At 63.6% G+C, this 21,242-nt stretch carries 16 protein-coding genes; 14 read left to right on the plus strand and 2 right to left on the minus strand.

The window, feature by feature from the left end; translation table 11 throughout:
* Positions 1 to 11: 11 nt before the first annotated feature.
* Complete coding sequence (locus tag Q5H89_RS13780) at positions 12 to 2,963, plus strand: TonB-dependent receptor (RefSeq protein ID WP_305019907.1); 2,952 nt, start codon at positions 12 to 14, stop codon at positions 2,961 to 2,963.
* A 257-nt stretch (positions 2,964 to 3,220) separates the two neighbouring features.
* Complete coding sequence (locus Q5H89_RS13785) at positions 3,221 to 5,077, plus strand: LysM peptidoglycan-binding domain-containing protein (protein ID WP_305019908.1); 1,857 nt, start codon at positions 3,221 to 3,223, stop codon at positions 5,075 to 5,077.
* A 109-nt stretch (positions 5,078 to 5,186) separates the two neighbouring features.
* Here the strand turns inward: Q5H89_RS13785 and Q5H89_RS13790 are convergent, their stop codons facing one another.
* The gene (locus Q5H89_RS13790; RefSeq protein ID WP_305019909.1) at positions 5,187 to 6,665 is read right to left on the minus strand and encodes a TlpA family protein disulfide reductase; all 1,479 of its coding nucleotides are present in this window, start codon (positions 6,663 to 6,665) and stop codon (positions 5,187 to 5,189) included.
* Positions 6,666 to 6,814: 149 nt separating this feature from the next.
* On the opposite strand from Q5H89_RS13790, the gene panB reads away from it, so the two are divergent.
* The 11 genes from panB (at position 6,815) to Q5H89_RS13845 (ending at position 17,192) form a co-directional block, all read left to right on the plus strand.
* Complete coding sequence (gene panB / locus Q5H89_RS13795; RefSeq protein ID WP_305019910.1) at positions 6,815 to 7,630, plus strand: 3-methyl-2-oxobutanoate hydroxymethyltransferase; 816 nt, start codon at positions 6,815 to 6,817, stop codon at positions 7,628 to 7,630.
* A gap of 204 nt (positions 7,631 to 7,834) precedes the next feature.
* Positions 7,835 to 9,292, plus strand: a complete 1,458-nt coding sequence (gene creD / locus Q5H89_RS13800) for a cell envelope integrity protein CreD (RefSeq protein WP_305019911.1) — start codon at positions 7,835 to 7,837, stop codon at positions 9,290 to 9,292.
* A gap of 161 nt (positions 9,293 to 9,453) precedes the next feature.
* Positions 9,454 to 10,167 carry an RluA family pseudouridine synthase gene (locus tag Q5H89_RS13805; RefSeq protein ID WP_305019912.1) on the plus strand — a complete coding sequence of 238 codons (714 nt, stop codon included), beginning with the start codon at positions 9,454 to 9,456 and terminating at the stop codon, positions 10,165 to 10,167.
* Between the two features lie 232 nt (positions 10,168 to 10,399).
* Complete coding sequence (locus Q5H89_RS13810; RefSeq protein WP_305019913.1) at positions 10,400 to 11,173, plus strand: acyl-CoA desaturase; 774 nt, start codon at positions 10,400 to 10,402, stop codon at positions 11,171 to 11,173.
* Positions 11,174 to 11,316: 143 nt separating this feature from the next.
* Positions 11,317 to 11,874, plus strand: a complete 558-nt coding sequence (locus Q5H89_RS13815; protein ID WP_305019914.1) for a 30S ribosomal protein S16 — start codon at positions 11,317 to 11,319, stop codon at positions 11,872 to 11,874.
* 114 nt (positions 11,875 to 11,988) lie between these two features.
* Positions 11,989 to 12,555: a ribosome maturation factor RimM gene (gene rimM, locus Q5H89_RS13820; protein ID WP_305019915.1), complete on the plus strand. Its 567-nt coding sequence runs from the start codon at positions 11,989 to 11,991 to the stop codon at positions 12,553 to 12,555.
* A 66-nt stretch (positions 12,556 to 12,621) separates the two neighbouring features.
* Positions 12,622 to 13,302: a tRNA (guanosine(37)-N1)-methyltransferase TrmD gene (trmD, locus tag Q5H89_RS13825; protein WP_305019916.1), complete on the plus strand. Its 681-nt coding sequence runs from the start codon at positions 12,622 to 12,624 to the stop codon at positions 13,300 to 13,302.
* 203 nt (positions 13,303 to 13,505) lie between these two features.
* The gene (gene rplS, locus Q5H89_RS13830) at positions 13,506 to 13,886 is read left to right on the plus strand and encodes a 50S ribosomal protein L19 (protein ID WP_305019917.1); all 381 of its coding nucleotides are present in this window, start codon (positions 13,506 to 13,508) and stop codon (positions 13,884 to 13,886) included.
* A gap of 190 nt (positions 13,887 to 14,076) precedes the next feature.
* Positions 14,077 to 14,889 carry a rhamnogalacturonan acetylesterase gene (locus Q5H89_RS13835; protein WP_305019918.1) on the plus strand — a complete coding sequence of 271 codons (813 nt, stop codon included), beginning with the start codon at positions 14,077 to 14,079 and terminating at the stop codon, positions 14,887 to 14,889.
* Position 14,890: 1 nt separating this feature from the next.
* Positions 14,891 to 15,841 carry a pectinesterase family protein gene (locus Q5H89_RS13840; protein ID WP_305019919.1) on the plus strand — a complete coding sequence of 317 codons (951 nt, stop codon included), beginning with the start codon at positions 14,891 to 14,893 and terminating at the stop codon, positions 15,839 to 15,841.
* A 91-nt stretch (positions 15,842 to 15,932) separates the two neighbouring features.
* Positions 15,933 to 17,192 carry a pyridoxal phosphate-dependent aminotransferase gene (locus Q5H89_RS13845; protein ID WP_305019920.1) on the plus strand — a complete coding sequence of 420 codons (1,260 nt, stop codon included), beginning with the start codon at positions 15,933 to 15,935 and terminating at the stop codon, positions 17,190 to 17,192.
* A 144-nt stretch (positions 17,193 to 17,336) separates the two neighbouring features.
* Here Q5H89_RS13845 and Q5H89_RS13850 read toward each other — a convergent pair whose 3' ends face one another.
* A complete protein-coding gene (locus Q5H89_RS13850; RefSeq protein ID WP_305019921.1) occupies positions 17,337 to 19,637 on the minus strand; it encodes a glycoside hydrolase family 3 C-terminal domain-containing protein in 2,301 nt (766 codons plus the stop codon).
* A 168-nt stretch (positions 19,638 to 19,805) separates the two neighbouring features.
* On the opposite strand from Q5H89_RS13850, the gene Q5H89_RS13855 reads away from it, so the two are divergent.
* The gene (locus Q5H89_RS13855; protein ID WP_305019922.1) at positions 19,806 to 21,242 is read left to right on the plus strand and encodes a glycoside hydrolase family 30 protein; all 1,437 of its coding nucleotides are present in this window, start codon (positions 19,806 to 19,808) and stop codon (positions 21,240 to 21,242) included.

A 21,242-nucleotide genomic window follows, 5' to 3' on the forward strand; every position in this document is an offset into this window, starting at 1 on the left:
CCGCCTGCCCTATGCGTTTTTTACTCTTTGCCGGGCTAGCCTGGCTCCTGGCTTTCAGCGCCTCGGCCCAAAGCATTGTGCGCGGCCGGGTGCTGGATGGCAAAGACCAGAGCCCGCTCATCGGGGCCAATGCCGTGCTCATTCACCTGCCCGACTCGGTGCGCACCGGCACGGCCGTGGGCGCCGACGGCAGCTTTGAGATAACGGGCGTGGCGCCGGGCCGCTACCTGTTTTCGGCCTCCTACATCGGCTACCAGGAGCAGCGCCAGGCCCTGACCGTGCCGGCCGGCGGCGCGCCCATCGCGCTGGGCACCGTGGCGCTGGCCACGGGCGGCATCGCCCTCAAAACCGTGGTAGTAACCGGCCAGGAGGTGCAGGCCGTGCAGCGCGGCGACACCACCAGCCTGAATGCGAAAGCCTTTAAAACCAACCCCGATGCCACGGCTGGCGACCTCATCACCAAGATGCCGGGCATCTCGGTTGATGCCAGCGGCAAAACCCAGGCCCAGGGCGAGCAGGTGCAGCAGGTGCTCGTAGATGGCAAGCCTTTCTTCGGCACCGACCCCGACGCGGTGCTCAAAAACCTGCCGGCCGAGGCCATCGACCGGGTCGAGATTTTTGACCAGCAGAGCGAGCAGAGCCGCTTCTCGGGCTTCAACGACGGCAACACCCAGAAAACGCTGAACATCATCACCAAGCCCTCGTTTCGGAACGGGCAGTTTGGGCGGGCCGTGGTGGGCGCCGGGGCCGGCAACTCGCCCACCGATACCCGCGACGGCCGCTACCGGGCCAGCCTGAACCTTAACGACTTTCACGGCGACCGGCGCGTAACGGTGCTGGGCCAGAGCAACAACGTGAACGAGCAGAACTTCGGCACCGACGACCTGCTAGGCGTAATCGGCAACTCGGCGCCCGGCGGCGCGCGCGGCGGCGGTGGAGGCGGTGGTGGTGGGGGCGGCGGCTCGGGCTCAAACGCGGGCGACTTTCTGGTGAGCCAGAGCGGCGGCATCAGCAAGACCACGGCGGCGGGCCTCAACTACTCCAATACCTGGAACAAGAAAACCGAGCTGACGGGCAGCTACTTCTTCAACCACTCGGATAACACGCTGAACAGCACCACCAACCGCCAGTTTGTGACGGGCGCGCTGTATAACGAAACCTCGTTTTCGGGCAGCACCAATACCAACCACCGCGCTAATTTTCGGCTCGACCAGAAAATCGACTCCATGACGTCGGTGCTGTTTCGGCCCCGCATTTCGTGGCAGCAAAACGACGCCAACCGCCGGCTGCTAGGCCTCACCTCGCGCGAGAACATCACGCAGAGCCAGATTAATACGCTGTACCAGAGCGATAACCAAGCTCTTAACCCGGCCGGCGACATCTTGCTGCGCCGCAAGCTGGGCCGCCGCGCCGGCCGCACGCTCTCGCTCAGCGTCAACGGCTCGTACACGGGCCGCACCGGCAATTCGGTGCTGAATACCACCAACATCGGCAGCACCAACACCAACCTCAACCAGCAGTCGCTGCTGACCCAGCACGGCGGCACGGTGGCCGGCAACCTGGCCTATACCGAGCCGGTGGGCCAGCACGCCCAGCTGCAGGGCAACTACGCGCTGAGCTACGCGCCCAACAACTCGGACAAGCGCACCTACGATTTCGACGACCGCACCCAGCAGTACGACCTGCTGAACCAGTCGCTGAGCAACGTGTTCTCGAACTACTACCTCACCCAGGGCGGCGGCCTCAGCTACCGCTACAACAACCGCAAGGTGCAGCTGTCGGTGGGCGCCAACGCCCAAGTGGCGCGCCTGCAGGGCAACCAGGAGTTTCCGCTGCCCGCCGGGGCCATCGACTACACGTTTTGGAGCGTGCTGCCCCAGGCCAACCTGATGTGGCGGCCCGACCGCTCGCACAACCTGCGCCTGTTTTACCGCACCAACACCAACGCCCCTAGCCTCAACCAGTTGCAGGCCGTGGTCAACAACTCCAACCCCTTGCAGCTGACCGTGGGCAACCCTACGCTGCGCCAGGAGTACGCCCACAACCTGGTGGCCCGCTACTCGGGCGCCCGGGCCGATAAGAACAGCAATTTCTTTGCCCTGCTCTCGGGCAGCTACACCCAAAACCCGATTTCGAACAGTACCATCGTGGCCGCGCGCGACACCACCGTGACCGTGCCCACCGGCCCGAACACCGGCCAGGCGGTGCGCCTGCCGGCCGGCGGCCAGCTCACGCAATCAACTAACTTACAGCAGCAGTACAGCCTGCGCGCCCAGGCCAACTACGGCCGGCCGCTGAAGGTCATCAAATCGAACATCAACGCGACGCTGGGGGCTAGCTTCAGCCAAACCCCGGGCCTGGTGAACAACCTGCTCAACTACGCCCGCACGCCGGCCCTCACCGGCGCCCTCACCCTGAGCAGCAACGTGAGCGAGAAGCTCGACTTCACGCTCTCCTCGGCCTCGACCCAGAGCTACGTGCGCAACACGCTGCGCCGCCAGCTCGACAATACGTATTTCAACCAGCTTACCCGCCTGAAGCTGAGCTGGATAGTGGGCCCGGGTATCTCGTTCCAAACCGACGTAACCCACCAGCTCTACCGCGGCCTGAGCGCCGCCTACAACCAGAACTACGTGCTCTGGAATGCCAGCCTCGGCAAGAAGCTGTTTCCGGGCCAGCGCGGCGAAATCAAGCTCTACGCCTTCGACATCCTAAAGCAGAACCGCGCCATTCAGCGCAACGTAACGGTGGCTTACTACGAAGATGTGCAAACCACCGTGTTGCAGCAGTATTTTATGCTGATGTTCACCTACAACATCCGCTCGGCCAACATGACGACCCTGCCCACCGCCCCCGAAGGGCCGGGCGGCCGGCGCGGGCGCGGCGGCTTCGACGGCCCGCCCGGCGGCGGGCCGCCCCCCGGTGGCGGGCCGGGTGGCTTCGGCGGCCCGCCCGGCGGCTAGGGCCTCAGGAGCAGTTTGAGCTAACAAACAGCTTGTCATGGCCAGGAGAGCCGAAGAAGCAATCGCCCAAGGACGAGCCACGCTGGTGTCGTTCAGGTGCGGTTGCTTTGTCGGTTTTCCTCGCCATCACAGGCTATTTGTCAGTTTAAAACCGGCAGCATGACATTCTCATAGCCTGATTCGCACTATCCTTCCTTCGTGTTTTTCAACTAACTTGCCAACCGTAGGCGGCGGGGCACGTTGACTGGCATCTTGTTATGAAGAAACTTTTCCCGGCTTTGCTGCTGGGGCTGGCCAGCCGCCCGGCGCTGGCCGTAGCCCCGCCCACCGTGCCCGCCAGCCTCGATTTGGTGGGGCTGCACCTGACCCTCGACGACGAGGCCCGGCAGCTAGTGCAGGAAAAAGTAAACAGCCTGTGCCGCCACACCGGCTCGTTTGAGGCGCGGGTGGCGCTGGCCGAAGCCGCGTTTCCGCTCATCGACCAGGTGCTGGCCGAAGAAGGTGTGCCCACCGATTTCCGCTACCTCGTGCTGCAGGAAAGCGCCCTGCAGGGCAATGCCGAGAGCGTGCACGGCGCCGTGGGCTACTGGCAGTTCAAGCGCGAAACGGCCCTGAGCCTGGGCCTGACGGTGAACGGCAGCATCGACGAGCGCCGCCACCTCACGGCCAGTACCCGCGCCGCCGCCCGCTACCTTACGCGCCACAATGCCACGCTGCACAACTGGGCCAATGCCCTGCTCAGCTACAACACCGGCCTGAGCGGCGTGCGCCCCTACACCCGCCCCACCGACGCCGATGCCACCAGCATGGTTTTCACGGGCGAAACCAACCAGTACCTGCTCGATTTCATTGCCCAGAAGGTGGCCTTCGAGCCGGCGTGCGCGCAGCACGTGGTGCCGTTTGTGCCCTGGCGCGAGGTGCCCGCCGCCCCCGGCCAAACCCTGGCCCAGCAGGCCACCGCCCTCGCTACCGAGCCCGCCGCCCTGGCCCAGCTCAACCCCTGGCTGCTGGCCCGCGCCGTGCCCCAGGATGGCCACGCCTACACCCTGCTCGTGCCCCTGGCCAGCGCGCCGCCCGTGGCCGCTGGCCCGGCCCCCACGCTGCCGGCCGCCGCATTGCCCGCTCCTACCTACTTGCGCATCAATGGCATAAAGGCCCTGCTGGCCCGCCCGGGCGAAACGGCCGCCGCCCTGGCCCAGCGCGGCGGGGCTAGCCTGGGCTTTTTCCTGAAAGTAAACGAGATGGAGGCCGGCGAGGCCCTGCAACCCGGCGAGCCCTACTTTTTTCAGCGCAAAAAGGAATCGGCCGAGGAGGACTATCACGTAGTGGCCCCCGGCCAGCGCCTGGCCACGGTGGCCCAGCGCTACGGCGTGCTGCGCCACGCCCTGCGCACCTTCAACCACCTGCCCAACGACGAGGCCATTCGGCCGGGCCTGGTGCTGTGGCTCAGCCACATTCGCCCGCGCACCATGGCGGCCGAGTACCAGCCGGTGCCCGGGTCGCGCCCGGTGGCGGCCGCTCGGCCACCGGCGCCGGCGCCGGCGCCCACTCCGGCCCCCGCCCCGGTAGCGCCCCCTAGCCGCGACGACGACAGCGACGAGCTGGCCTCCATCAACGACTTGCCTACGGAGGTACCCGGCCCGCCCGTGCAGCCCCTGCCCACCCCGCGCCCGGCCGTGGTGGCGGCTAGCCCGGCCGCCCCCGACCGGCCGGCGGTGCTGGCGCCGGTGGCCGTGCGGCCGGTGGTGTACACTGCCCCGGCGCCGCACCCGCCCGACAGCAGCCGCCCCTATGCGGTGGCCCCCGGCGAAACGCTGTATGCGCTGGCCCGGCGCGTGGGCGTGCGCCCCGCCGAGCTAGCCGCCTGGAACGGCCTGCCGCCCGCCGCGCCCCTGCGGGCCGGCCAGCTGCTCTACCTCAGCCCCACCGCTGCCGAGCCCGCGCCAGTGGTCGCCTCTGCGGCCACGCCGGGCCTGTATACGGTGGCTACCGGCGATACCTTTTTCAGTATTTCGCGGCGCTACGGCTGCACCGTGGCCGACCTGCTAGCCCACAATGAGCGCCCGAACCCGACGCTGCGCGTGGGCGAAACGCTGCGCGTGCCCCGGCAGTAGACCAAAATTTTACTTTTCCTTGAGATAGCAAAAAGCCCGGCCTGCTGGCAGCAGGCCGGGCTTTTTTATGGGTGGTTTCAAACGAAGCCTTGCGCGGTGCGCACCCGGCTTACAGCTTGTTCAGCGCCACGGCGCGGTAGGCGGCGGCGCGGCCCACTGCGGCCTTCAGGTCGTCTTGCAGGGCGCGGCTGCTGAGCGTGCGCGGGTGCAGGTCGAGCAGGGTGCCATCTTCGGCAATGACAACGGCGCCAGGCAGGCGCTCGATGCTATAGGCCTGGCGCACGGCTTCTTTCTGCCCTGGGGGCACGTAGGCCTGCACCACCGACGGCAGCGGGCGGGCATCGGCCACGGTTTGCTGCCAGTTGGTGAGCGACTCGTCGAGGGCCGCCATTACGATAACGATGGGCTGCCCCGCCAGGCTGGCCGTTACTTCCTTTAAGTAGGGCAGCTCGCGCTGGCTGGCCGGAAAGCGGCTGTCCCAGAACATGAGGTACACCAGCTTGCCGCGCAGGTCGGCGAGCGAGAGGCTGCGGCCATCGGCCGAGCGCAACGCCACCGGCGGAGCCGCGCTGCCAATGGCAAACGACTGATTATCGGCCAAATCGGTGCGCAGCTGCGCTACCCAGCCGGGCGGGGCCTGGGCCGTGGCCGCGTAGCTGCTAAGCATAGCCTGGGCGTGGGCCACGTGGCCCTGCCGAATGGTTTCGAGCACAAGGCGGCCTAGCACCACGGGGCGCGCCTCGCCGCGCAACAGCTGGTCGGCCAGCTGGTAGCACGTCGGGTAATAATCGGGGGCGGTGGGCTGGTGGCCGGTGGTGCGCGCCTGGTAGTGCACGTAATCCAGCAAAAAGTCCTGGTAGTGCGAGCTGGTGACGGCCTGCTCGTTGCCGGGCAGCAGGCCCGGCGTTTGCAGAAAGCTATAGTAATCGGGCGACAGCTCGAGGCGCGGCTGGCCGGCCACGGTTTGCTCGCGCAGGTCGGCGTAGGTCAGGCGGTCCTCGGCGTAGGTGTAGGTGATGTCGGCGGCGGCGTAGGCCTGGAAAGCAGGCGTGAAGTTGCCGTGGCGGCTGGCCTGCTTCAGCAGTGCGCTCTCGTGGTCGCGCCGGTACTCCAGAAAATCCAGGAAGCCTTTTTCGCCCATCTTGATATTATCCGGCAGTACCTGATAATCATCGTTGTTGGCAAACTTCCGGCTCAGCTCCTGCAAGTAATTGTTGGCCGCGGCGGCCGGCCGGTTGGCAGCCCCATTGCCCGGGTCAAACCTGCCGGTAGCGGCCAGGTCGGCGGCATCGCCGCGCAGGTCCAGGCTGTTGCCGGGCTCCAGGAAAATGGGCATCTCCTCGTCGCCGTAGCTCAGCTGCACCAGCGTGGGCCGCGTAATAGGCACGGCCACGCTGAAGTCGCCGTTGGGCTCCACGTGCACGGCGCGCTGCTGCTCGTGGGTGGCTAGCGGCTGGCTCCACCAGCTCAGCAGCAATTTTTCGGTGCCGGTATTAGCCAGGTGGCCGTGCAGCGTGGCGGTGGTTTGGGCCGATACGGGGGCGGCCAGCAACGTCAGGCCTGTCAGCCAGAAGGTCAGTGCTTTCATGTAGGAGAATACAGTGAACAGAGCAACAAGCGCTTGCAGCAAATTGTTGCTCCTTTTTACTACGCCGATTCAAGGCCGGACGTTCCCGCCCGGCGGGTATTTCCAAAATTGTCGCCAGCTTTGCGCCCCCAAACCCCTTTCCCGGCCCCATGTCGCAGCACAAAGAAGTTAAGCTCGTAACCACCCACCAGATGCTGGCCATGAAGCAGCGGGGCGAAAAAATTTCCATGCTCACGGCCTACGACTTCTCGATGGCCCAGATTCTGGACGGCGCCGGGGTGGACGTGCTACTGGTGGGCGACTCGGCTTCCAACGTGATGGCGGGCCACGAAACTACGCTGCCCATCACCCTCGACCAAATGATTTACCACGCCCAGAGCGTGGTGCGCGCCGTGAAGCGCGCCTTCGTGGTGGTGGATATGCCCTTCGGCTCGTACCAGGGCAACTCGTCGGTGGCCCTGCAATCGGCGGTGCGCATTATGAAGGAGAGCGGCGGCCACGGCCTTAAGCTCGAAGGCGGCGCCGAGATTAAGGACAGCATTATCCGCATCCTCACGGCCGGCATTCCGGTGATGGGCCACCTCGGCCTCACGCCGCAAAGCATCTATAAGTTTGGCACGTACAACGTGCGGGCCAAGGAAGAAGCCGAGGCCAACAAGCTGATTGAGGACGCCCACCTGCTGCAGGAAATCGGCTGCTTCGGCCTGGTACTCGAAAAAATACCCGCCGCCCTGGCCAAGCGCGTAGCCGAGGAGCTGACCATTCCGGTTATCGGCATCGGCGCCGGGCCCGATGTAGACGGCCAGGTGCTGGTGGTGCACGATGTGCTAGGCATTACCAAGGAGTTTAAGCCGCGCTTTCTGCGCCGCTACGCCGAGCTGCACGACATTATGACCGAGGCCGTGCAGCACTACGTGGCCGACGTGAAGAGCCGCGAGTTTCCGAGCAAGGAAGAAGGCTACTAGGGTACTTGTGAGTTAAAAATCAGAAGTTATAAAGCTGCTAAAACCAACTTTAACCCGTAGCTCCCAACTTTAAGTTTACCTTCTGCGCCCCCCTGCTGTTAGCGGCAGGGGGGCGCTTTTATTTTTCGCTGATAGACATAGAGCGCTGGCAAATTCGAGCTTTTCGTTGCACATTTGCTTTGAAAAACAAAGTTCTTCGTCACCATGGAACAACCTACGCCTCCCCTGCTCGCCCGCTCTGCGGCCTGGGCGCGCAATTCGGTCACGCTCAAGCTGCTCAGTGTGGGGCTGCTGTTGGTTATACTGCTTATTCCGACGAGCATGGTAGAGTCGCTCATCAGCGAGCGGGCCAGCAACCGCGACAGCGCCACCGAGGCCATCAGCGCGCAGTGGGGCGGCGCGCAGCTGGTGCTGGGGCCGGTGCTGGTGCTGCCCTACACGGCCCTCGAAACCAACGACGGCCACACCAGTGAAGTAACGCGCTACCTGAGCCTGCTGCCCGACACGCTCGGCAGCACCGGCACGCTAGCCCCCGAGCGCCGCCACCGGGGCATTTACGAGGCGGTGGTGTACCGGGCCCGGCTGCGGGTGCAGGGCGTGTTTCGGGCCCCGCCGCTGGCCGACCTGGGCGTGCCGGCGGCCGCCGTGCGCTGGCCCGAGGCCTTCGTAGCGCTGGGTATTTCTGACCTCAAGGGCATTCGGAGTGGGCTAGCCCTGCGCTGGGACGGGCAGGCCCGACCTTTTGAACCGGGCTTGCCGAGTGGGGAAGTCCTTCCGGCTGGCTCAGCCCCCATCGCCAGCACGCAGGTAAACGAAGTATGGCAGGCGCGCAACGGCTATTCGAGTAGGGTCGAAACCGACGACAACGGCCACGGCGACGCCGCCAACGGCCTCCAGGCCCTGGTGCCCCTGGCCGATGCCGCGGCCCTGGCTCAGCGCCACACCTTCGCCTTCGACCTCGACCTGAACGGCAGCACCGGCCTGCTGCAAGCGCCGCTAGGCCGCCAAACCACCCTGCACCTGAGCGCACCCTGGGCCGACCCCAGCTTCATTGGCGCGTTTTTGCCCACTCAGCGCACCCTTACCGGGCAGCAGTTTACGGCCGACTGGAAGGTGTTTCACCTCAACCGCAACTACCCGCAGCACTGGCGCAGCACCGAGGCGCGGCCCGACGTGGACGCCTCCACGTTTGGCGTGCGGCTGCTGGTGCCGGTTAATGAGTACCTGAAAACCATGCGGGCGGCCAAGTACGCGCTGCTGCCGCTGGCGCTCACGTTCCTGGTGTTTTTCTTCGTCGAAATCCTTAATCGGCTGCGCATTCACCCTTTTCAGTACCTGCTGGTGGGGCTGGCGCTGGTTATTTTCTACGTGCTGCTGCTGGCCTTGTCCGAGCAAATGCCTTTTGATGCGGCCTATGGGCTAGCCGGGCTCACCATTGTGGGGCTGGTAACGGCCTACGCGGCGGCGAGCTTCCGGCAGCGGCAGGCCACGCTGGCCACGGCCGGGGTGCTGGCGGTGGTCTACGGCTTCGTGTTTGTGGTGCTGCAGCTGCAGGATTATGCCCTGCTGGTGGGCAGCCTGGGGCTGGTGGTAGTGCTGGCGGTGGTGATGTTTCTCTCACGCAACATCAATTGGTACAGCGTGGCCGAGGAGCCGGCGTAGGTTCGGGCGGCGCGGCTTTCTATCGGGCCGCGCCGCTTATATTTGCCCGCAGCAGCAGGTGCACCGCGTTCGGTGCCGAGGGTTTGCGCACGCGTAAAGGCCTATTAGTTTGGGGCTAGCGTCGCCCCTGCCGCCGCCCACATACCCCCGCCTACCCCCGCGTGAACCGCCCCAATCTCTGGTCGGAGCAGAAGGAAATTCTGTTCGAAGACAACCATTTGCTCGTCATCAATAAGCCCGCCGGCATCCTGGTGCAGGGCGACGAAACCGGCGACGAGCCGCTCTCCAAAAAAGCCGAGGAGTACCTGAAATTCAAGTACAAGAAGCCCGGCGCCGCCTTCGTGGGCGTGGCCCACCGCATCGACCGGCCGGTGTCGGGCATCGTGGTGCTGGCCAAAACGAGCAAGGCCCTGAGCCGGCTCAACGAGATGTTTCGCGATAGCCAGATGCAGAAAACCTACTGGGCGCTCACCGGCAAGCCGCCGGTGCCCGAGCAGGGCAAGCTGGTGCACTGGCTGGTGAAGGACCCCATGCGCAACGTCACGAAGGCTTATACCGACAAGCACGGCCAGGGCCAGCGCTCGGAGCTGAGCTATGAGCTGCTAGGCCCCGCCGCCAACCGCTACCTGCTGCAAGTGAAGCCCGTGACGGGCCGCCCCCACCAGATTCGGGTGCAGCTGGCCACCGGCCTGGGCACGCCCATCGTGGGCGATGTGAAGTATGGCTTCCTCAACCCCCTGCCCGACGTGAGCATTGCCCTGCACGCCCGCCAGCTCGAATTGCAGCACCCCGTCACCAAGGAGGCCATGAAATTTGTGGCGCCCCTGCCCGATGCCCCGCACTGGGACGCGGCGCGGGCTTTTTACCCGGCATAGCGCAGCAGCAGCTTTATTCTAACGGCCTCTGCCGTGGCTATGCGCCACGGCGGGGGCCGTTGTGCGTTGGGCCGGCGGGCTAGCCCGGGCGGGGTATAACATTATGGCATTGTGCAACCCCGGGGCCATTCGGGCTAAACAACGGCCGTAATTTTGTCTTAACGGTTGAACCAAGCCCGGCGGGAATAGCTTAGTGCGGGCGGCGTCTTCCTCACGTTTATTTCATTACCGAATGGCCATTCTGGTTTTCTTCGTTGCCCACTACTACCTGTCGCTGTTCACGCAGACGTTTTACCTGCACCGCTACGCAGCGCATAAGATGTTCACGATGAACAAGTTCTGGGAGAAATTCTTCTTCCTTTTCACGTACATCTGCCAGGGCAGCTCATTTTTGTCGCCGCGCGCCTACGCGCTGCTGCACCGCATGCACCACGCCTACTCCGACACGGAGCTGGACCCACACTCGCCGCTGTTCTCCAACAACGCGTTTGACATGATGTGGAAGACCAAGAACATCTACAACGACGTGCTCAACAACAAGTATGAGCTGGCCGAGCGCTTCGAGGGCGACTACCCGGTGTGGCAGGCCATCGAAGATTTTGGCGATAAGTGGTACTCGCGCCTGGGCTGGGGTACGCTCTACGTGCTGTTTTACATCCAGTTTGCGACCGCCTGGTGGCAGTATCTGCTGCTGCCGATTCACTTCCTGATGGGCCCCATCCACGGCGCCATCGTGAATTGGGGCGGCCACAAGTACGGCTACCAGAACTTCGACAACCACGACCACAGCAAAAACACGCTAGCCCTTGACTTTCTGGCTTTTGGCGAGCTGTTCCAAAATAATCACCACAAGCTGCCCATGCGCGTCAACTTCGGCGTGAAGTGGTGGGAGTTTGACCCCACCTACGTGGCTATCTGGACGCTGGACAAGGCGCGCATCATCAAAATCAAGCGCAAGAACGTGCAGCCCAAGCAGCGCACCAAGAAGCTAGCCCAGGCTGCCTAGGCGCTTAGCATAGCAGAAAGTAAGAGGTCGAAGTTTGACTTCGACCTTTTTTATTGCCTTGGCATTCCGTACCTTTGCGGCCCCAAACAGGGAAAAGAATTTCACCCAGACGCACGAGTTGCGTCGCACAACCCCCAAGGTTTATGGCAGTTAAAATCCGCCTCGCCCGCCGTGGCCGCAAAAAGGCCGCGTCTTACGACATCGTAGTAGCCGACGCCCGCGCTCCGCGCGATGGCCGCTTCATCGAGAAGCTCGGTACCTACAACCCCAACACCAACCCCGCCACCATCAACTACGACGGCGACCGCGCCTTTTACTGGGTGATGAACGGCGCCCAGCCCACCGAAACGGTGCGTGCCATGCTCGCCTACCGCGGCGTATTGCTGCGTCGTCACCTCCAGCTCGGCGTTACCAAAGGCGCCCTGACCCAGGAAGTGGCCGACCAGCGCTACCAGCAGTGGCTGAGCGACAAAGACGCTAAAATCGAAGCCAAGAAGACCGGCCTCGTTGATACCAAGGCCGAGAGCCGCGCTGCTGCCCTAGCTGCCGAAACCAAAGTGAAAGAAGCTCGCTCGGCTGCCCTGGCCGCCAAGCAAGCTGCTGCCTTGGCTGCTGCTACCCCCGCGCCGGCTGCTGCCGAAGGCGAGGCTACCGAAGGCTCGACGGAAACCGCCGAAACTTCGGCCGAGGCTGCTGCCTAGGTTTTCGGGGCAACCCGCTACGAAAGAACGTCATGCCGAGCGCGCTCGGCATGACGTTCTTTTTTGAGCCCGCGCCCGCATTTTTGTCAACCCGCTTATTCCGCTCCCCCAGCCATGACTCTCGACGAATGCTTTGAGCTAGGTTTTATTGTGAAGCCCCACGCCCTGAAAGGCATGATGGTGACCCAGTTGGACGTAGACGACGCAGCTACCTACGACCGGCTCAAAACCGTGTACCTGGCCCTGCCCACCGCGCCCACCAAGCTCACTGCCTACGGCGTGGAGCGCGTCAACCCGCAGGATGGCTTGCGCGTGCTGCTCAAGCTGCGCGGCATCGACCGCATTGAGGAGGCCGAGCCCCTGCGCGGCGCCAAGCTCTGGCTGCCCCTGAGCGAGCTGCCCGCGCTGGAAGAGCACCAGTTCTACTTCCACGATGTCATTGGCTTTCAGGTAGTTGATGAAAAGGAAGGTGAGTTGGGTGTGGTAGAAAACTTCTACGAGCTGCCGCAGCAAGACGTGCTGGCCATGCGCTACAAAGGCCAGGAAGTGCTGCTGCCAGTAGTAGACGAGCTGGTGAGCCACGCCGACATGGAAGCCAAGAAGCTGTTTGTCAACATGCCCGAGGGCTTGCTCGACATCTACATGAACCCCGGCGCCCACAAAAACCCGAACGCCGACTAGCTCCTGCTTCGCTAGCCCGCGCAGCGGGCGTATCTGCCAAATCCATTAAACTCAGTTACCTCTGCGGTGCGTATCGACATCCTAACCTGCCAGCCGGACTTGCTCGCCAGCCCGTTTGCCCACTCCATTGTAAAGCGGGCGCAGGATAAGGGGCTGGCCGAAATACTCGTGCACAACCTGCGCGACTACGCCATTAATAAGCACGGCCAACTCGACGACTACGTATTTGGCGGCGGGGCCGGCATGGTGCTGCGCGTGGAGCCCATTGCCAGCTGGATTGATGAGTTGCAGGCCCAGCGGACGTACGAGGCCATCATCTACCTCACGCCCGACGGCGAGACGCTGCGCCAGCCGCTGGCCAATCGGCTCTCGCTGCTGGGCAACATGATTATCATCTGCGGCCACTACAAAGGCGTGGACCAACGCATTCGCGACCACTACGTTACGCACGAAATCAGCCTCGGCGACTTTGTGCTGAGCGGCGGCGAGCTGGCTGCCGCCGTGCTGGTCGATGCCGTGGTGCGGCTGCTGCCCGGCGTGCTGGGCAATGAAGAATCGGCGCTGTCCGACTCTTTCCAGGATGACTTGCTGGCGCCGCCCGTGTACACCCGCCCGGCCGAGTGGCGGGGGCTAGCCGTACCCGAAATTCTGCTCTCCGGCAATACGCCCAAGATTGAGGAGTGGCGGCACGAGCAGGCGCTGGCCCGCACCCAGGCCCGCCGGCCCGATTTACTAGGGCAAGAATGAGTTGTGAAACGTGTAGAGCACCCCAATCAGCCCGGCCAGCGCCGCCAGCCGGCTGATTTTGCCTTGCTTTTCACTTAATCCCCTCATTACCTTCTCACCCCATTTGCATTTGCGCACTTAATTTTCTATCTTTGCGCTCCGTTTCGCAAAATACCAACCTGTGGGCAGCGGCGCTGCCCGCTTTGTAATTCTTTTTTTTCGCCATGAGCGTACTACTCGACTTTATCAATGCCGAAGGCCAGGAGCGCCGCGCCAGCTTTCCCAAGTTTGCTGCCGGTGACACCATCAACGTGCACGTAAAAATCCGCGAGGGCAACAAGGAGCGCATTCAGCAGTTCCAGGGCGTGGTTATCCAGCGCCGCAACCCTAGCAGCAACGGTGAAACCTTCACCGTGCGCAAGATTTCGAACCAGATTGGCACCGAGCGGATTTTCCCGCTGCTGTCGCCCAACATCGACAAAATTGAGGTTATCCGCCGCGGTAAAGTGCGTCGTGCTCGCCTGTTTTACCTGCGCGGCCTCTCGGGCAAAGCTGCTCGTATCAAGGAGCGTCGTCGCGACGTGGTAAAAGAGGTGGCCGCATAAGCTGCGCGCTTCGACCAACATGTAGCCGGCCTTTCCCTCGCGGGGAAGGCCGGTTTTTTTTGTGCCGCGCTGCCAGCTGGCAACGTTGTCGGCAACGATTGCGCAGATAAAGCGGCCTGGCGCCGGCGATACGTAGCGGGTTTGGCAGCAACAGACCGGAATTTAGCGGCCTGTTCCTACCCTCCTGCTCATGATATTCCGTAGTTCGGCAGCCGCGCTGGGCGTGCTGGGCGTGCTGGCTTTTGCGCCCGCGGCCCCGCCCCACAAGACCAAGGTATACCTGATTGGCGACTCCACGATGGCCAATAAGATTCCGGCCACTTTCCCCGAAACGGGCTGGGGGATGCCGCTGGTCACATTTTTCGACTCGACGGTGGTGGTTGATAACCGGGCGCAGAACGGGCGCAGTACCCGCACGTTTATTGCCGAAAACCGCTGGCAGCCGGTGGTCGATGCCTTGCAGCCCGGCGACTACGTGCTTATCCAGTTTGGGCACAATGACGAGTCGCCCGAGAAAGTGGACCGCTACACGCCGCCCGCCGATTTTCGGCGCAACCTGCTGCGGTTTGTGAGCGAGGCGCGCAGCAAGCGGGCTTTTCCCATTCTGATTACACCCGTGTCGCGGCGGCAATTTGATAAAGAGGGGCACGTGAAGGAAACGCACGTCACGTACTCGGCCCTCACCGCCGCCGCCGCTACCGAGGCCAAGGTGCCGCTGGTTGACCTCGACCGGCTGAGCCGCGACCTCTTGCAAAAGCTGGGCGATGAGAACTCCAAGCTGCTGTTTATGCAGCTTGCCCCCGGCGACCATCCCAACTACCCGCTGGGCCGCAACGACAATACGCACTTCAACGAGCTAGGCGCCCGTAAGATGGCCCAACTCGTGGTGAATGAATTGCGCGCCCAGCACGTTCCGCTGGCCGAGCAGCACCTCGCCAAAGCCCTGGCCAAGAACATGGTAGCTGCCCCTACGGGTGCGGGTGCGCAGCCCACTACCCCGTAAAATGAAAACGCTTTACGTATTGGCTGGCCTCGGCCTCCTGGCTCTGGCCAGCCACGCCCAGACTGGCCCGCTCGTGGTGGCGGCCGATGGCAGCGGGCAGTTTCGCACGGTGCAGGCGGCTATTGAGGCGGCTCCTAATCAGGCAGATAAGCCGGTTATCATTCAGCTCAAGCCGGGCATTTACCACGAAAAAGTAACGGTGCCCGCGCTAAAAACGCACCTGGTGCTGCGCGGCGCCGACGCGGCTACGACCGTCATCACGTACAGCGACCACGTGGGTATGCCCGGCCTCACAACCCCTGGCTCGTACTCAGTGATGGTGCAGGCCAACGACTTCACGGCGGAGAACGTGACCTTTGAGAACGCGGCGGGCTACACCGCCGGCCAGGCCGTGGCGCTGAGCGTGGAGGGCGACCGGGCTGTTTTCCGGCACTGCCGCATGGTGGGCAACCAGGATGTGCTGCTGCTGGCCACGGGCGGCAGCCGGCAGTATTACCAGGATTGCTACCTTGAGGGCACGACCGATTTTATTTTCGGGGCTAGCACGGGCGTGTTCGACCACTGCGTGATTAAGAGCAAGAAAAACTCGTTTGTCACGGCTGCTTCCACGCCGGCGGGGCAGGCTTACGGCTTTGTGTTCCTGGACTGCCAACTGACGGCCGACACGACCCTGGCCAGGAAAGTATACCTCGGCCGGCCCTGGCGGCCCCAGGCGCAGGTGGTGTACCTGCGCTGCGCGCTGGGCGGCCACATTGCGCCCGCTGGCTGGGACAACTGGAAAAACGCGGAAAACGAGAAAACCGCTTATTACGCAGAATATAAGTCGGTTGGGCCCGGGGCCAACCCCGCAGCGCGGGTGCCGTGGAGCCACCAGCTCACGGCTAAGGAGGCGAAGAAATATACATTAAAGCAGATTTTTGCGGGCAAAGAAGCCTGGGAACCAGCGCCTTGAGGCATACGCCAGCGAGCAGCTTCCCCAACGGCCCCGCAACCAATGATACCTTTGCCGGGTCATTGCTCCTCTCTCCCCTACTTCCTACCCCATGCGTATTTCCCGGCTAGCCGACCAATTGAGCGGCTCCGAAATTATTCGAATTGGCAACGCCGTGAGCGAGCAGATTCGCCAGGGCGCCACTATCTGCAACCTGACCATTGGAGATTTCGACCCCAAGCTTTTTCCCATTCCGGAGGAGCTGCGCAAGGGGGTAATGGCGGCCTACGAAGCTGGCCAGACCAACTACCCGCCGGCCGCCGGCATCGCCGACCTGCGCCAGGCGGCCGCCGACTTTTTGCAAAGCCGCCTCGGCCTGAGCTATTCGGCCAACGACGAGCTTCTGGTGGCCGGGGGCTCGCGCCCGCTCATCTACGCCGCCTATCTGGCCCTGGTAGACCCCGGCGACCGCGTGGTGTACCCGGTGCCGTCGTGGAACAACAACCACTACTGCCACCTGTCGGGGGCTAGCCAGGTGCTGGTGCCCACCCAGCCCGAAAATGCCTTCATGCCCACGGCGGCGGAAGTAGCTCCGCACCTGGCCGGCGCCACGCTGCTCGCCCTGTGCTCGCCGCTCAACCCCACCGGCACGGTCTTTACCAAGGAAGTGCTGGAGGAAATCTGCGACCTCGTGCTGGCCGAAAACAAGCGCCGGGGCCCCGATGAGAAGCCGCTCTACATTCTCTACGACCAGATTTACTGGCTCCTGACCTTCGGCCAGACCCAGCATTTCGACCCGGTGAGCCTGCGCCCCGAGCTGCGCGACTACGTGGTGTACATCGATGGCATCTCGAAGTGCTTTGCCGCCACCGGCGTGCGCGTGGGCTATTCGTTCGGCCCTAAGCTGGTGATTGACAAGATGAAATCGCTGCTGGGCCATATCGGCGCCTGGGCACCCAAGGCCGAGCAGGTGGCTACCGCCGCCCTGCTGCCGCAGGCCGACGTAGTAGACGACTACCTCAGCGACCTCAAAACCAGGCTGCAAGCCAGCCTGGAGGCCGCCTACCAGGGCCTGAAGGACCTGCGCAGCCAGGGCTACCCGGTCGATGCCATTACGCCGGCCGGCGCCATCTACCTCACGGCCCAGGTTAACATCATCGGCCGCACCACGGCGGCAGGTACCGTGCTAGCCAGCACCAAGGAAATCACTGATTACCTGCTCACCGAGGCGCAGCTGGCGGTGGTGCCATTCAGCGCCTTCGGCGCCTCGGCGGCCGAGCCGTGGTTCCGCCTCTCGGTGGGCGCCGAGTCGGCCAACTCTATCAAGGCGGCGCTGCCGCGCCTGCAAGCGGCGCTGGATAAGCTGCAGTAGGTTAGCCAGTTGTACTGGGCTTCTTATAGGCCGTCATGCTGAACGCAGTGAAGCATGACGACTGTTAAGTTTAAATTATAAATAAAAAAAGGGCTGACTTCGCAGCAACGAAGTCAGCCCTTTTTTATTTGCTTATTTACTGATTTACAAGGTCACGCTGCCCGTTTGGCGAATGTCGCGCGAGGAGCTGCCGACCAGCAGGTCAAACTTGCCGGGGGCCAGCACCCAGTCCTTTTTGGCTTCGTCATAATATTTAAACGACTCGGCGGGCAGCGCCAGGGTGATGGTCTTGGTTTCGCCGGGCTTGAGGAAGACCTTTTCGAAAGCCTTCAGCTCCTTCTCGGGGCGCTTCACGGCCGTTTGGCCGGGCTTGACGTAGAGCTGCACCACCTCGGCGCCGGCCACCGGGCCGGAATTGGTAACGGTAAGCTTCACGGTGGCGCTCTGCCTGCCGGGCGTCACGGTGAGAGCGCCGTACTTGAAGGTGGTGTAGCTCAGGCCGTGGCCGAAGGCGAACTGCGGTGCTACGTTGTAGGTGTCGAAGTAGCGGTAGCCCACGTAGATATCGTCTTTGTAGGTTTGCTTCAGCGGGTTGCCGGGCGTGCTAGGGTACTCGCCGAGCTTCATGGCCGGCGAGTCTTCCAGCTTTACGGGGAAGGTGAAGGGCAGCTTGCCCGACGGGTTCACATCGCCGAACAGGATGTGGGCCAGCGCGTTGCCGCCTTCCATGCCGGGGTACCAGGCCTCTACAATGCCCTTGGCCTGGCTAACCCAGGCCGACACGTCGATGGGCCCGCCGCCGAGCAGCACCACGGCCGTGCGGGGGTTGGCGGCCAGTACGGCCTGCACCAGCTCGTCCTGGCCGAAGGGCAGGTTCATGTCGGGCTTATCGACGCCTTCGGCGTCGTAGGCGTTGTCGCTCCACTTGGTGTAGTCGTAGCCGTGGGTAGAGCCGCCCACGTAAATCACCACGTCGGCGGCCTTGGCGGCGGCCACCGCCTGCTGAATGAGCTGCGGGTCAGCCTTGTGGTCGCGGGCGATGGTGTAGCCGGGCGAATACGTAACCGCCACCTGGCTACCCAGCTCATTTTTAATACCTTGCAGCGCCGAAATCTCATACTTGGCCTTGATTTGACCGCTGCCGCCGCCCATTGAGTTCATGCGCTCGGCATTGGCCCCGATGACAGCCACGGTTTTCACCGACTTCTTGAACGGCAACAGGTTGCCCTCGTTTTTGAGCAGCACAATGCCTTCTTCGGCCACTTTGAGGGCGGTGGCCTGGTGCTCCTTGGTGTTGTAGGCGCCGGGCTGGCGCTTGGCAGGGCCTAGCTGGTGGGTGGCGTACATCACGCGCAGGATGCGGCGTACCTTGTCGTCGAGCACAGGCAGCAGCGTAGGGTCTTTCTTGATGGCGGCCAGGGCCGGGTCGGCCAGGAAAAAGCGGTCGTAGTAGCTGCGGGCGGGCGCAGCGGCGCCGGCGCTGGCGCTGGCCTGGCTCTGGTCGACATTGCCGTACATCATGGCCAGGTCGCTGCCCATTTCGAGGTCGGTGCCGTTGCGCAGCGCCTCCTGCGTATCGTGTACCGAACCCCAGTCGCTCATTACCAACCCTTTAAAGCCCCATTCCCCTTTCAGAATGGTGTTCATCAAATAGGCGTTTTCGGTGGCGTAGGTGCCCCGAAACTTGTTGTAGGAGCCCATGAGCGAGTATACGCCGCCCTGCTGCACAGCGGCCTTGAAGCCCGGCAGGTAGATTTCGCGCAGCGCCCGCTCGCTCATGTTCACGTCGATATCGTCGCGGTGGGTTTCCTGGTTATTGGCCGCGTAGTGCTTCACGCAGGCCGACACGCCCTGGCTTTGCACGCCCTGAATGTAGCCCACCACCATTTTCGACACCAGAAACGGGTCCTCGCTGAGGTACTCGAAGTTGCGGCCGTTGAGCGGGGCACGCACGATGTTGATGCCGGGGCCGAGGATAATGTCCTTGCCGCGCGCGTTGGCCTCGCTGCCCAGCACCGTGCCGTAGGCGTGGCCGAGCGCGGGGTTCCAGGTTGAGGCCAGGGTGTTGTTGGTGGGCATATAGCTACCCGCATCGTCGGCGCCCACGGGCGGCTTCCAGTTGCGGCCCTGCTCGGGGCGCACGCCGTGCGGCCCGTCGGAGGTCATAACCTCGGGGATGCCCAGGCGCGGCACGCCCCCGGCCGCGAAGGCCGAGTTGGCGTGAATCATGTGCACTTTTTCTTCCAGTGTGAGCTTGGCGAGCAGGGCGGTGATTTCGGCTTCGTGGCCGAGCAGCGCCTGCTGGGCATTGGGGCTAGCCATCGACGTAGAAGTAGTAGCCGGACGCGAGCCAGGCTTGGCTTTTTGGGCCTGGGCACCGCCGGTGGCAGCGCAAAACAGCGCCGCCGCCAGCAAAGCCTGGGCACGAATGGAAGTGTATTGCATGCAGCAAGACAGGGAAATAAGGGTGGGAAAAGGCAGCTTGGCCGCGGCCAGGGCTAGCGGTGGCCGAAGTTATGGGCTAGCGGGGCAGCCCGCTCGCTTTTTCTGCGGCGGGCCGCTACCTTTAGCCGCCACCCCTGCCCAAAGCTTCGCTTTCCCACCCGACTGTATATGCCAATTAAGCTACTTGCTATCAGCTTACTGCTAGCCCCAGGCCTAGCCCGGGCCCAGGGCAGCGCCGAGTGGGTAACAACTACCGTCACCGCGCCCTGGCAAACCCGGCCGGCGCTGCGCGCCACGGCTGCCCCCGCCGGCCCGGCCGATGTGACCATCGACCTCGCTAGGCCCGCCCAAACGATTACCGGCTTCGGCGCCTGCTTTAATGAGCTGGGCTGGACTTCGCTGAGCTTGCTGCCGGCCGCCGACCGCGATAAGGTGTTTCGGGAGCTGTTTGCGCCGGGCGTGGGGGCCAGTTTCACCATTTGCCGGATGCCGGTGGGGGCCAATGACTTCTCGCGCGACTGGTACTCGTATGACGAAACGCCGGGCGATTTTGCGATGCAGCATTTCAGCATTGCCAACGACCGCGAAACGCTCATTCCCTTCATCAGGCAAGCCCAGCGGCAGTACCCGGCCCTGCGCCTGTGGGCCTCGCCCTGGAGCCCGCCCACCTGGATGAAGCGCAACCAGCACTACGCCGCCGCGGCCGTGCTACCCGAGTACCGCAAGGCGTTTCCGACCCTGGCCGACAACGGGCTAGCCCCCGACAAGCAGGGCCAGGAGGGCCACGACCTGTTCATTCAGGAGGACAAGTACTTCGCGGCCTACGCCCTATACTTCGCCAAGTTCATCGAGGCCTACCGCCAGGAGGGCATTACGGTGGGCATGGTAATGCCGCAGAATGAATTCAACTCGGCCCAGGTTTTCCCGAGCTGCCCCTGGACGGCCACCGGGCTGGCCCGCTTCGTGGGCTACCTGGGGCCGCAGATGCAGAAGCTGAAAACCGACGTGTTCTTCGGCACGATGGAGCGGGCCAACGAGGCCCTGGTCGATACCGTGCTGCGCGACCCGCGCAGCGCGCCCTACGTGCACGGCGTGGGCTTTCAGTGGGCCGGCAAGGGGGCCATTGCCGGCATTCACCGGCGCTACCCCAGCCTGGCGCTCTACCAGAGCGAGCAGGAATGCGGCGATGGCCAGAACGACTGGAAATACTGTCGCTACACCTGGAGCCTCATGCGCCACTACCTCAGCAGCGGCGCCAATGCCTACCTGTACTGGAACATTGCCCTGCGCCAGGGCGGCCTCAGCCGCTGGGGCTGGCGCCAAAACTCGCTGCTGACCGTGGACGAGGCCAGCCGCACCTACCGCTGGACGCCCGAGTACTACCTGCTCAAGCACCTGAGCCACTACGTGTTGACGGGCGCTAAACGATTGACTACCAGCGGCCAGTTCGACAATGTGCTAGCCTTCCAAAACCCCGATAAAAGCATTATTCTCGTGGCCCAAAACCCCGATGCCGCGCCGCGCACCGTGGCCATTCGGGTGGGCCAGCGGGTGCTCACGCCCCGGCTGCCGGCCGATTCTTTCAGTACGCTGGTGCTGCGCTAG

Source organism: Hymenobacter cheonanensis (genome assembly GCF_030581075.1).
Classification (GTDB): domain Bacteria; phylum Bacteroidota; class Bacteroidia; order Cytophagales; family Hymenobacteraceae; genus Hymenobacter.